Origin of the sequence: Caulobacter sp. (assembly GCF_035254145.1) — a bacterium.
GTDB lineage: Bacteria > Pseudomonadota > Alphaproteobacteria > Caulobacterales > Caulobacteraceae > Caulobacter.
In genome coordinates, this window is the sequence record NZ_DATFAV010000247.1 from 1 (window position 1) to 11,915 (window position 11,915).

Sequence of the window (11,915 nt, forward strand, 5' to 3'; positions counted from 1 at the left end):
CGCGCAGGAACTCGCCGCCGTGGCGACGACCGCGATTGGAGGGCTCGGCGCGATAGCCGCCCTGGTCGCGATAGCTGTTGTCGTAGGCGGGGTCGCGCCGCCGCGAGGCGTCGTATCCGTAACCCCGGTCTCGGTCGAAGTCGCCGTCGGCCTCGACGTCGAAGCGGCCTTCGCGGTCATTCCATCTCTGAGGCATGGGTCTTCTCCGTGGCGTTCTTGAAAGCTGCGGGCGCGTCGAGGCGTCCCGGCTTTCAGAACGGGCGGGCCGGAGTCGGTGTTCCTAGTGCCGAGCTTGGATCGTTAATCTGTGGGTAACTTGTGAGGACTCGCCATATGACTTTGGACGGTCCGCCGACGTCCGGTTCTGGCGAAGCGGCCAGCCAGATAAGGTGATCGGTTCAAGTTCGCGAGTATCGCCCTCTCTCAATGCGTTTCGACGACCGCTTCCTCGAAGAACTGAAGTCCCGCCTTCGCCCGTCCGACGTCGTCGGCAAGACGGTGAAGCTGCGGCGGCAGGGGCGCGAGTATGCGGGGCTGTCGCCGTTCACCAAGGAGAAGAGCCCGTCGTTCTTCGTGAACGACGAAAAGGGCTTCTATCACTGCTTCTCCAGCGGCAAGCACGGCGACATCATCAGCTTCCTGCAGGAGACCGAGCGGCTGACCTTCGCCGAGGCCGTCGAGCGGCTGGCGGCCGAGGCCGGCATGAGCCTGCCCGAGGTCGACCCCCGCGCCGCGCGCGAGGAGCAGAAGCGCTCGTCGCTCGGCGACTGGATGGAGCTGGCGGCGGCTTGGTTCGAGGCCGAGCTGCGCCGACCTGGAGGCCAGGCGGCGCGCGCCTATCTGGAAAAGCGAGCCCTGCCCGAAAAGGAATGGAGCCGGTTTCGCATCGGCTTCGCGCCCAACAACCGCACGGGGCTGAAGGACTACCTGATCGCCAAGGGCGCCAAGCCGGCCGACCTGGTCGACGCCGGGGTGCTGATCTCGCCCGAGGACGGCGGAGCGCCCTATGACCGCTTCCGCGACCGGATCATCTTCCCGATCACCGACAGCCGGGGAAAGGTCGTCTCGTTCGGCGGCCGGGCTATGGATCCCAACGCCCGGGCCAAGTATCTGAACGGCCCCGAGACCAGCCTCTTCCACAAGGGTCGGGTGCTGTACGGCCTGTTCGAGGCCCGCAAGATCCTGCACGCGGGCCAGAGCGCCGGCGAGAAGCCGCCGATGGTGGTGGTCGAGGGCTATATGGACGTCATCGCTTGCCAGCGGGCCGGCGTGCCGGCCGTGGCCGCCATGGGCACGGCCCTGACCGAGGAGCAGATGGAAGGGCTGTGGCGCCTGCACCCGACGCCCACCCTGTGCTTCGATGGCGACAAGGCCGGCCAGCGCGCCGCCCACCGGGCCATCGACCGCGCCCTGCCGCTGCTCAAGCCCGGCCGCTCGTTCCTGTTCTCCATGCCCGTCGGCGGCAAGGACCCCGATGACGTGCTGCGCGAGCAGGGGCCGGCGGCGCTGAAGGCCCAGCTCTCCGACACCAAGCCCTTCGTCGAGGCGCTGTTCGAGCGCGAGCGCGATATCGAACCCTTCGACACGCCCGAGCAGCGCACCAATCTGAAGGTCCGCCTACGCACCTTGGCGGCGACCATCGCCGACAAGGACCTGGCCCACGCCTACAAGGAAGAGCTGCTCGACCGGCTCGACGAGATGCGGGCCGCGCGGCGGGTCAAGAGCGACGCCAGCGACGCGGGCCGGGCGCTCTCGCGGCAGAGGTGGGACAACACCTTCCGGCGCGGCGGCAAGACCCCGCTGGCCGGGGCCACCGCCGAAGGGCGCCAGGCCGCCCAGGCTTTGCAGCATGCGCCGCGTCCGTTCTCGGCGGCCCTGCTGATCGCGGCGATCCGCGATCCCAAGGTCGTGGATGACCGGATCGAGGTGCTGATGAACCAGGGATTCGGCGACGCGCGGCTGGACGCCATCGCCCAGGAGCTGGTCAATCTGCGCATGGACGCCGACCACATCGAGACGGGCATGGTGCGCGGGCGGCTGGCCTCGGCGGGCTACGACGACACCGCCCTGGCCGCGCTGGAGCGCTCGGCCGCCCACGTCAAGGCGCTGGACGCGGCCCAGAGCGCCGCCCAGAGCCCCGAGGACGCGGTCCGCGCCCTGTGGTCGCAGGCCTTCGACCTGCTGCTGCGCCTCACCGCCCTGGAGCGCGCGGTCGACGACGCCAAGATCGATCTGGTGGACGACAGCGACTTCCAGACCCTGCTGCGGCTCAAGACCGAACGCGACGCCGTCAAGCGCCTGATCGACAGCGGCGGCTGGACCGACCCAGAGCTGGTGTCGCAGGTGGTGCATTAGGTGGATTGCGGTTTCGCGCTATCGCAAACGTCCGAAGGCCCCATCCCTGGCTGCAAATCTTTGCGGTTTCGCGTCCATCGCATCTTGACTCCGGCGTCACCCAAAGCCATTTGCCGACTCAAGGATTTGCCAAGCAGCTGATTGACATCGCTCGGGCCGCCGTAGCGCGCGCCCTTTACCGAAACAGGATGTCACCCTCGCCGCCGCCCCAGGTCCCCAGCGGTCGCTGACCCGACAGGGAAGGCGCCAGACCGCGCCCACGCCGACAGCCTCCGCCGGGTCTCCCGCGGAGCGCTTGCACATGGCGTACGACCCGTCGGGTCGAATTGGGCGCGATTGGCGGCTTCCGGCGGGAACAGGGGCGTTGGGAATGCGCTGATTCAAAGGCGCGAGGCGGGCAGGCAAGTCTATTTCGAAACGGATTTTTTCGGCGACCCGTCCTCGCACGACGGCGGCGCCGATTTCGGAGAGCTTGATGAGCAACAATTCCTCGGCCGAGACGGAAGCGCCCGAAACCACCGGTGGTGACGGCCCGCTGCTCGACCTCACCGACGCCGGCGTCAAGAAGTTCATCAAGCAGGCGAAAGCCCGCGGCTACGTCACCATGGACGAGCTGAACAAGGTGCTGCCCTCGGAAGAGGTCAGCCCCGACGCCATCGAAGACACGCTGGCCATGCTCAGCGAAATGGGCGTCAACGTGGTCGAGGCCGAGGAAGACGCCGAAGGCGGCGAGGGCGGCGAAGTCGCCACTCGTGACGAGAACACCACGGTCATCACCAGCGACAAGCCGGCCGCCTACGACCGCACCGACGACCCCGTGCGCATGTACCTGCGCGAGATGGGCAGCGTCGAATTGCTGTCGCGCGAGGGCGAAATCGCCATCGCCAAGCGCATCGAGGCCGGCCGCGACACCATGATCCGCGGCCTCTGCGAGAGCGCCCTGACCTTCGAGGCCATCATGGTGTGGCGCGAGGAGCTGGGCTCTGGCCGCATCCTGCTGCGCGAAGTCATCGACCTGGAAGGCACCTACGCCGCGATCAACGGCGTGGCCGCCCAGCCGGCCGCCGACGAGGAGCCGGCCGAGCCGGTCGACGAGGAAGCCGGCGAGGCCAAGCCCGAGGGCGAAGGCGGCGACGACGACGACGACTTCGACGACGGCGCGGGTCCGACCGTCAGCGCCATGGAAGGCGAGCTGCGCGAAGGCGTCATGGCCATCCTGGACGCCATCGCCAGCGAGTTCGAAAGCTTCCGCAAGCTGCAGGACAAGCTGGTCGGCAGCCGCCTGAAGGGCGAGGACCTGACCGACGCCGACCGCAAGGCCTATGAGAGCCTGTCGGCGACGATCATCCAGCACCTGAAGACGCTGAAGCTGAACAACAACCGCATCGAGGCGCTGGTCGAGCAGCTCTATGCGATCAACAAGCGCCTGATCGGGCTGGAAGGCCGTCTGCTGCGCCTGGCCGACAGCTACGGCATCAGCCGCGCCGAGTTCCTGAAGGCCTATTTCGGCTCGGAGCTGAATCCGACCTGGACCGACCAGGTCAAGGCCATGGGCGTGCGCTGGACCAAGTTCGTCGAGAACGACAGCCAGTCTGTCACCGACATCCGGGGCGAGATCGCCGCCCTGGCCACCGAGACCGGCGTGCCGATCGACGACTATCGCCGCATCGTCCAGACCGTGCAGAAGGGCGAGCGCGAGGCCCGTCAGGCCAAGAAGGAAATGGTCGAGGCCAACCTGCGCCTCGTGATCTCGATCGCCAAGAAGTACACCAATCGCGGCCTGCAGTTCCTGGACCTGATCCAGGAGGGCAATATCGGCCTGATGAAGGCGGTCGATAAGTTCGAATACCGCCGCGGCTACAAGTTCTCGACCTACGCCACCTGGTGGATCCGTCAGGCGATCACCCGCTCGATCGCCGACCAGGCCCGCACCATCCGCATCCCGGTGCACATGATCGAGACGATCAACAAGATCGTCCGCACGTCGCGCCAGATGCTGCACGAGATCGGCCGCGAGCCGACCCCGGAAGAGCTGGCCGAAAAGCTGGCCATGCCGCTGGAAAAGGTCCGCAAGGTCCTGAAGATCGCCAAGGAGCCGATCAGCCTCGAAACGCCGATCGGCGACGAGGAAGACAGCCACCTGGGCGACTTCATCGAGGACAAGAACGCCGTCCTGCCGATCGACGCGGCCATTCAGTCCAACCTGCGGGAAACCACCACCCGCGTGCTGGCCTCGCTGACCCCGCGCGAGGAGCGCGTGCTGCGCATGCGCTTCGGCATCGGCATGAACACCGACCACACGCTGGAAGAAGTCGGCCAGCAGTTCTCGGTGACCCGCGAACGCATCCGCCAGATCGAGGCCAAGGCCCTGCGCAAGCTCAAGCACCCGAGCCGCTCGCGCAAGCTGCGCAGCTTCCTGGACTCGTAAGAGACGCGCGGACTGGCTCCGAGCCTCTGAACACAGAGACGCCCCGGTCGCAGGACCGGGGCGTTTTTTGTTCGGGCGGCGTTCGTTCGGCCGCCCTCAAGCTCTAAAATCCCGCCTTCCTCGCCCTTGTGGCGAGGACCCAGGGCTAGGCCAAGGTCATGGGATCGCCAGTCGTCCTCGTCGATGCTGGCGAGCGTCTGGCGATCCAGCGCCACCCGAACGCTGGGCCCTGGGCGCAAGGCCCAGGGGGGCGGAGAATTTGGCGATCTAGCAAGCGCGCGCCCCTTCAGCTCATTCCCCGCGCCCGCTCGGCCAACCGGTCGGCCTGGCGCTCCAGATCGTCGGCCTGGCCGGGCAGGCGGCGGGAGAGGTCGATCAGTTCGGCGTCGGTGACCGTCTGGCCGCGGGCGCGGTTGTCGGCGATCTGCTTGGCGCGATAGGCCGGATCGCGCAGGCGGACGGCCTCCTCGCGCATCTGGCGCGCGCTGGCCCGCATCTGGTCGGCGCCCTTGGCGATGTCGACGCGGGCCTGCTTCATCGCCAGCACGCGGGCGCGTTCGCCGGCCTGGCGGGCCTGTTCGCCGATCCGGCGAGCCTCCTCTCCCGAGAGCCTGGCCTGTTCGCCGATCCGGCGAGCCTCCTCGCCCGAGAGCCTGGCTTGTTCGCCGATCCGGCGGGCCTCCTCGCCCGAAAGTCTGGCCTGTTCGGCGGCCAGGCGGGCGGCGGCCTCGATCTCGCCGCGATGGGCCTCGACCTCGCGACGGGCCTGTTCGGCGATCTGGCGGACCTGCTCGGCGTTCATGCGGGCGGTCTCGGCCTGGGCGCGAGCCTCGGCGATGTCCTTGATGTCCTGGTCGCTCAGGAAGCGGCGCGAGCCGAAGGCGAAGTCCCAGGCGTCGGACGGCGGCGCGGGCGGCGCGGGCGGGGCCGGCGGGGCGGCGGGAGCCGCCGGCGCGGCGGGTGCGGCCTCCGAGATCGGCGCCGGGGGCGAGGGCGGCGCCGGCGGCAGGGGCGTGCTGGCGATCGCGGCGGGCGGCGTGGGTGGGACCGGCGGAACGGGCGCGACCTGCCGGGCCAGGGCGAAGGCCGCCAGCGGCGTGGCCACGAGCGCCAGGGCGGCGACGGTCAGGCCCATGGTCAGCGGACGGCGGCGTTGGGGCGTGTCGGTCATGATGCAGGCGATCCTCGTCTTGAGCGTCTTGGCGTCGGCGGCCATGGGGAGCGCGCTTCGGGTTAGGGCGGTTCGGGGCAGGGCGAAGGCGGTGGCGGGCGCGGCGGCCAGGCGCACCAGGGTGCGGGCGTAGAGCGTGCGGTCGATGGTGGTCAGGGCCGCGGCGTCGGCGGCTTCCTCGGTCCGTTCGGCGAGGCTGGCGTGCAGGCGCCAGACCAGCGGGTTGAACCAGAAGATCGCCAGGACCGCGCGCGAGACGACCAGGAAGATCCAGTCGTGGCGGCGCAGGTGGGCCAGCTCGTGGGCCATGATCGCCGGGGCGGTGTGCGGCTCGGCCAGGGTGGCCGGATCCAGCACGATGGTCCCCGGCGCGACGCCCCAGCTCAGCGGACCGGCGACGCGGTGGCTGGCGACCAGGCCGGGTCGGTCGATGGCCGGCAGATGCCGGATCGGCGCCAGCCAGGCCTCGTCGGTCACCGGCTGGCCCTTGCGGGTCCAGCGATGCAGGGTGCGGACGCCCAAGGCCAGCCGGCCGCCGATCAGTCCCGCTCCCAGCAGCCAGAGCCCGCCCAGCATAGCCCCTGGGGAAGGCCCAATCGGGGGCGCGGCCGAGGCGGCGGGCGCGGGGCCTGTCGCGGGCAGGACCGAGACCGGTTCGACCGGCAGCGGCGGCAGCAGCGCCAGCTCGATCGGCGGCAGGGCGTTCATGATCACTGGCAGGGCCAGCAGCAGGCAGACCGTGGCGCGCAGGATGTCGACGCGCTCGACCGCGCGCCAAGCCAGGAAGCGCGAGGCGGCCAGGCCCGCGCCGGCCACCAGGCTGGACTTGACCAGCAGGGAGATCAGCAGGGTCCAGGTCACGACTTGTCCTCCCCCGTCGCGTCTTGCGACGCCCCGTCTTGCACCGACTTGTCGATCATCGCCTCGAGGGCGGCGGCCTCTTGCGGCGTCAGCTTCTGGCCCATGCCCAGCAGGGCGCTGGCCGCGCTGGCGGCCGAACCGGCGAAGAAGGTGTCGATCAGCCGCCGCAGGGCGCCGACGGCGACGGCCTCGGTTCCCGGCAGGGGGCGATAGGTGAAGCTAGTCTCGCCCGCCGATCGCTCGACGAGACCCTTGGCCTCGAGGCGCGAGAGCATGGTGCGGACGGCGGAGTCGCTGAGCGGGTCCGACAAGGCCTCGCGAACCTCGGCGGTGGTGCCGGTCTCCAGCTTGCAGAGCGTCTCGAAGACCTCGCGTTCGCGTCGGGGCAGGGCGTCGATCAAGGTCGGTCTCCGCTGGCTTGGGCTCGCTACATGTGTAGCGCTACAGGCGTAGCGGGTGAAGTGAACTCGGCGTAATGGGCTGCGCTAGGGAGGATCCGGCGCCTTGAGCGCCGGTCGCTACAAGGCGGGCTAGGAAAGAAAGGGGGCGGCGATGAGGGCTTTGCCGCCCCCCTTCCGCGTCAGGCGTGCTCCAGGGTGCGCGCTTGAGGCTGGTGGTCTTCCAGAGCCATGTTCGGGTCGCTCATGGCGGTGACCGCGTTGGCGAAGCCCAGATATTCGGCGGCGAAGGTCGGCGGCAGGATCTCGACCAGCCAGGTGTTCTCCACCCAGACCTCGACGACGTGGAAATGGCCGCCCCGGTCGCAGACATAGGCCTCCCAACCCTTGGCGGCGGCGCGCGCCAGCACCTCGGCCTGGGTCATCGCCACGCTGAGCGCGAAATGGGTGGGCGAGCGATGGTCGGCCTGTTCCGAGCGGACGAAGACCGCGCCCGGATCGCCGTTCTGAACCATGACGCTGCCGGCCGGATAGATCTCGATGCCGGTGCCGTGGCCGTCGGCCTTGAAAACCATGAAGCTGCCGGGATTGGGCGGGAAGTCGACGACGACGCCGCCCATGATGTCGGCGAAGAATTCGGCCGCGCCCTTCGGGTCGGCGGCGCTGACGGACAGATGATGGATCACGATATTACCCCTGTTGATTGGGCGCAGCGGGGCTCGGGACGCGCGACGACTGTCGCGCGCCTTGGCCTTGGCTCGCCGATTTCTGTTTAAAAAACGGCGTTACGCGCCGAGGCCGCGGGGTTTACGGGCGCTGAGCTGAAGCCTCAACTTACAAGGCTTTCATGAATGGGAATTAACCTTGAGCGCAGGCGGCGCCCTAGTCGCGGATCGCCACCAGCGACTTGGTCATCACCAGGATCTTCTCGTCGACTTGCCGCGCGTCTGGGAAGAGGAACCTGAACTGGGCCTTGTCCAGCAGGCGGGCGTGCTGGACCGCGCGCATGGCCTCGCCCATGTCGGCGGCCTTGGGCCAGAAACCGCTGCCGCGCTTCATCAGCAGCCGGGCCCGCGTCTGCTCCGAGCGCCAGTGGAAGAAGGGCGAGGAGAAGTGCGGCTCGATCGGGAACCAGAAATAGGGTGTCTGGACGTAGTAGCGCGGCGCCAGGCGGCGGCACTCGCGGGCGAAGGCCTCCATCCGGGGCCAGTCGCCGACATGCTCGACCACCGAATTGGAATGGACGAGGTCGAAGCTCAGGTCAGCGTGTTCGGACAGGTCGCAGGCGTCGCCGACGACCGCGCTGAACAGCGGATCGTCCACCGCGAACGGTTGGGGATTGAACAGGCTGACATGGACCTTCCGCGATTCCAGGAAGTCCCGGTCGAACAGCAGCCGCCAATAGGCCGGCTCGCCGCCCAGGTCGGCGATGCGGCACTGGCCGCGCTCGGCGAAGGTCTTCTCGATCAGGGCGACCACGTGGACGGCCCGCGCGCGGCGGAAGCGGGTGGCCAGAGCGTTGGCGCCGCCGGTCTCCTGAAGCGCGTGGATCAGTTTCATGCCGCAGCTATGCCGTGGCGGACTTGAGATTTGGTGTATGGCGGGCTGGCGGGCCCGGAATGGGTAGGTTCGGACTAAAGCCCGACGGCGGCCTTGCGGCGCAGGCCCAGCTCGTCCAGCTGGGCGGCTTCGAAGGCGCCCTGCTTCTTGGCCGCCAGGACCTTGGCCTGCTCGGCGACGTGCTCGTATTTCTTGAGGTTCTCGAACGCCTCGGAGAGGGCGTCGCGGGCGCCCGCCTCCTCCTCCTGGCACTGCTCGATCTGGACCAGCATCTCGGCGCGGCGGCGCTTGTGGCCCTCGCGATAGCCGATCATGTACCAGCCGGCGCTGGCGTCGCCCTCGGCGTTCCGGGCCTCGGCCTCGGCTTCGGCGTCCAGCATGGCCACGCGCAGCTCGGCGGCGGTGCGTCGCTCGACGATCTCCGACAGCCGCTTTTGCAGGGTCTCGACCTCATGGGTCGAGATGCGGATCAACGAGGCGGCCCACTTGGTCATCAGTACTCACTCTGCAGGATCTGGCCCAGCATGCCGAAAGAGTCGTCGAGACTGGTTGCCTCTTCCTTATCCTGGCTAAGGAAAGCTTCGATCGCGGGGTTCAGGCGGATGGCGCGGTCGACCACCGGGTCGGCTCCGGCCCGGTAGGCGCCGATGCGGATCAGCTCTTCCATGTTCGAATAGGCGGCCATCACCTGGCGCGCGCCCTTGACGATCTCGCGCTCGTGAGGGAGCTGGCAGCCGGGCATGGTCCGGCTGATCGACTTCAGGACGTTGATGGCCGGGAAGCGGCCGCGCTCGGCGATCGCCCGCTCCATGACGATGTGGCCGTCCAGGATACCGCGGGTGGCGTCGGCGATCGGCTCGTTATGGTCGTCGCCGTCGACCAGCACGGTGAACAGGGCGGTGATCGGGGCGGCCGTGGTGCCGTCGGCGCGGATCGGGCCGGGGCCGGCCCGTTCCAGCAGCTTGGGCAGCTCGGTGAAGACGGTGGGCGTATAGCCCTTGGTGGTCGGCGGTTCGCCGGCGGCCAGGCCGATCTCGCGCTGGGCCATGGCGAAGCGGGTCACCGAGTCCATCAGGCACAGGACCTCCTGGTCCTGGTCACGCAGGTACTCGGAGACGGCCAGGGTCATGTAGGCGGCCTGGCGGCGGGTCAGGGCCGGCTCGTCCGAGGTGGCGACCACCACGACGGCGCGGCGCAGGCCTTCCTCGCCCAGGGTCTCCTCGACGAATTCGCGAACCTCGCGGCCCCGCTCGCCGATCAGGCCGACGACGACGGCGTCGCAGGTGGCCTCCTTGGCCAGCATCGACAGCAGCACCGACTTGCCGACGCCCGAGCCGGCGAAGATGCCCAGGCGCTGGCCCCGGCAGGTGGTGGTGAAGACGTTCATCGAGCGCACGCCCAGGTCCAGGCGCTCGCCCACCCGTCCGCGCGCGTGGGCGGGCGGGGGCGGGGTCTTCAGCGGATAAGGGACCTCGCCCTGGGGCAGCGGGCCCAGGCCGTCGATCGGCTCGCCGAACGCATTGATGATGCGGCCTAGCCAGGCCTTGGTCGGGCGCACCACGGCGCCTTCGGGGACGATGCGGATCTCCGCGCCGGGCGCGACGCCCTCAACGGGGCCAAAGGGCATGAGCAGGGCGCGGGTCTCGCGGAAGCCGACGACCTCGGCGGGCAGGGATTTCTGGCCCAGGCGCTCGATCTCGACCCGGGCGCCGACCGCCAGCCGGGTCAGGCCGCCACGGACCTCGATCAGCAGGCCGTTCACGGCCGCCACGCGCCCATAGACGGTCAGCGGGTCGATACGTTCGACGGCGGCGATGAGACTACGCAAGTTGTACCCCGAAAACCCCCGCGGCCGCATCGACCTTGGCCATTGCAACCGCGTCGCCACACTCGGCCAACGTGGTTAACCAGGTGTGAAATCCAGGCCGGTGCGACCAATCGCGCGCGGGCTCCCCAGATCGGGTGCGGGCGAGGGGCGAAAAATATCACGAGGCGCCCGGCTCACGCGCTCCGCCGGCCAGGGGAAGAAGCGGGCGCGAGGCCCGATTTCTCGCGACAGAACGCCGCAAACCGCGAGGCGACGGGAAGGGGAGCTTAACGGTCGGCGTCGCCCAGACCCCTTAGTGGGCCCCGATTTTTACCGATCGCCGCCCTCGTATTAGGACCTTGGAAAGGCGGGCTGCGACGCCTGCGACCAATGTGCCAAAGACCCGGCAGGCCGCTTGCACCCGATTCGCAAATCAGATTAACCATTCGGCCAGTGGAGACATTCACCATTAACCAGTCTTAAATTAACTCTCCGGCAGGATAGCCGAAGGGTTTAACCGGCGGTCATTCCGCCAAGACGTCGAATTACGCCAGATTTGGCGTGGAGGGGCTCATGCGCGTACTGTTGATCGAGGATGACAGCGCGACGGCGCAGACCATCGAATTGATGTTGAAGTCTGAAGGCTTCAACGTCTATACGACCGATCTGGGCGAAGAGGGCGTGGATCTGGGCAAGATCTACGACTACGACCTGATCCTGCTGGATCTGAACCTTCCCGACATGAGCGGCATCGATGTTCTGCGCACCCTGCGGGTCGCGAAGATCAACACCCCGATCATGATCCTGTCGGGCACGGCCGAGATCGACACGAAGGTCAAGACCTTCGCCGGCGGCGCCGACGACTACATGACCAAGCCCTTCCACAAGGACGAGATGATCGCCCGCATCCACGCGGTGGTCCGTCGTTCGAAGGGTCACGCCCAGTCGGTCATCAAGACCGGCGACATCGTCGTCAACCTCGACGCCAAGACCGTCGAAGTGAACGGCAACCGCGTGCATCTGACCGGCAAGGAATATCAGATGCTCGAGCTGCTCTCCCTGCGTAAGGGCACGACCCTGACCAAGGAAATGTTCCTGAACCACCTGTACGGCGGCATGGACGAGCCCGAGCTGAAGATCATCGACGTCTTCATCTGCAAGCTGCGCAAGAAGCTGGCCGCTTCGGCGCACGGCAAGCACCACATCGAAACCGTCTGGGGCCGCGGCTACGTGCTGCGCGACCCGAACGAGGCGGTCAACGCCGCCTGAGTCGCCTAGACTCCTCGACGCGAACCCGAGAGCGCCCGCCCGAAAAAGGTGGGCGTTTTCTTTTTG

General features: G+C 68.3%; 9 protein-coding genes and 1 pseudogene. 3 read left to right on the plus strand and 7 right to left on the minus strand.

The features are described from left to right. A pseudogene (locus tag VJ655_RS15280) lies at positions 1 to 196 on the minus strand (transport-associated protein); the annotation flags it as partial. 230 nt (positions 197 to 426) lie between these two features. Here VJ655_RS15280 and dnaG point away from each other — a divergent pair. Both dnaG and rpoD read left to right on the plus strand, forming a co-directional pair. Next, the gene (gene dnaG / locus VJ655_RS15285) at positions 427 to 2,355 is read left to right on the plus strand and encodes a DNA primase (RefSeq protein ID WP_324112517.1); all 1,929 of its coding nucleotides are present in this window, start codon (positions 427 to 429) and stop codon (positions 2,353 to 2,355) included. Positions 2,356 to 2,830: 475 nt separating this feature from the next. Then, positions 2,831 to 4,783, plus strand: coding sequence for an RNA polymerase sigma factor RpoD (gene rpoD, locus VJ655_RS15290; RefSeq protein ID WP_324112519.1), 1,953 nt, complete (start codon positions 2,831 to 2,833; stop codon positions 4,781 to 4,783). Between the two features lie 286 nt (positions 4,784 to 5,069). On the opposite strand, the gene VJ655_RS15295 is transcribed toward rpoD, so the two are convergent. From VJ655_RS15295 to fliI, 6 genes are all read right to left on the minus strand, one after another. Beyond that, the gene (locus tag VJ655_RS15295; RefSeq protein WP_324112520.1) at positions 5,070 to 6,815 is read right to left on the minus strand and encodes a M56 family metallopeptidase; all 1,746 of its coding nucleotides are present in this window, start codon (positions 6,813 to 6,815) and stop codon (positions 5,070 to 5,072) included. Then, positions 6,812 to 7,216 carry a BlaI/MecI/CopY family transcriptional regulator gene (locus VJ655_RS15300; protein WP_324112522.1) on the minus strand — a complete coding sequence of 135 codons (405 nt, stop codon included), beginning with the start codon at positions 7,214 to 7,216 and terminating at the stop codon, positions 6,812 to 6,814. Before VJ655_RS15300 ends, VJ655_RS15295 begins: the two co-directional genes overlap by 4 nt. A 179-nt stretch (positions 7,217 to 7,395) precedes the next feature. Then, a complete protein-coding gene (locus VJ655_RS15305; RefSeq protein WP_324112524.1) occupies positions 7,396 to 7,899 on the minus strand; it encodes a hypothetical protein in 504 nt (167 codons plus the stop codon). Positions 7,900 to 8,095: 196 nt separating this feature from the next. Beyond that, positions 8,096 to 8,773, minus strand: a complete 678-nt coding sequence (locus VJ655_RS15310) for a class I SAM-dependent methyltransferase (protein WP_324112526.1) — start codon at positions 8,771 to 8,773, stop codon at positions 8,096 to 8,098. A 74-nt stretch (positions 8,774 to 8,847) separates the two neighbouring features. After that, positions 8,848 to 9,267, minus strand: a complete 420-nt coding sequence (locus tag VJ655_RS15315; protein ID WP_324112528.1) for a flagellar export protein FliJ — start codon at positions 9,265 to 9,267, stop codon at positions 8,848 to 8,850. Beyond that, entirely contained in the window at positions 9,267 to 10,601 is a 1,335-nt protein-coding gene (gene fliI / locus VJ655_RS15320; RefSeq protein ID WP_324112530.1) for a flagellar protein export ATPase FliI, read from the minus strand. The genes VJ655_RS15315 and fliI overlap by 1 nt, the downstream gene beginning before the upstream one ends. A 552-nt stretch (positions 10,602 to 11,153) precedes the next feature. Between fliI and ctrA the strand changes: the two genes are divergently transcribed. After that, the gene (gene ctrA, locus VJ655_RS15325; RefSeq protein ID WP_297512780.1) at positions 11,154 to 11,849 is read left to right on the plus strand and encodes a response regulator transcription factor CtrA; all 696 of its coding nucleotides are present in this window, start codon (positions 11,154 to 11,156) and stop codon (positions 11,847 to 11,849) included. The last annotated feature ends 66 nt before the right edge of the window (positions 11,850 to 11,915 follow it).

What these genes read in the sequence shown, in the direction of transcription:
- dnaG (WP_324112517.1), top strand. Translation starts at nt 427, where the DNA reads ATGCGTTTCGACGACCGCTTCCTCGAAGAACTGAAGTCCCGCCTTCGC.
- rpoD (WP_324112519.1), top strand. Translation starts at nt 2,831, where the DNA reads ATGAGCAACAATTCCTCGGCCGAGACGGAAGCGCCCGAAACCACCGGT.
- VJ655_RS15310 (WP_324112526.1), bottom strand. Translation starts at nt 8,773, where the DNA reads ATGAAACTGATCCACGCGCTTCAGGAGACCGGCGGCGCCAACGCTCTG.
- VJ655_RS15315 (WP_324112528.1), bottom strand. Translation starts at nt 9,267, where the DNA reads ATGACCAAGTGGGCCGCCTCGTTGATCCGCATCTCGACCCATGAGGTC.
- ctrA (WP_297512780.1), top strand. Translation starts at nt 11,154, where the DNA reads ATGCGCGTACTGTTGATCGAGGATGACAGCGCGACGGCGCAGACCATC.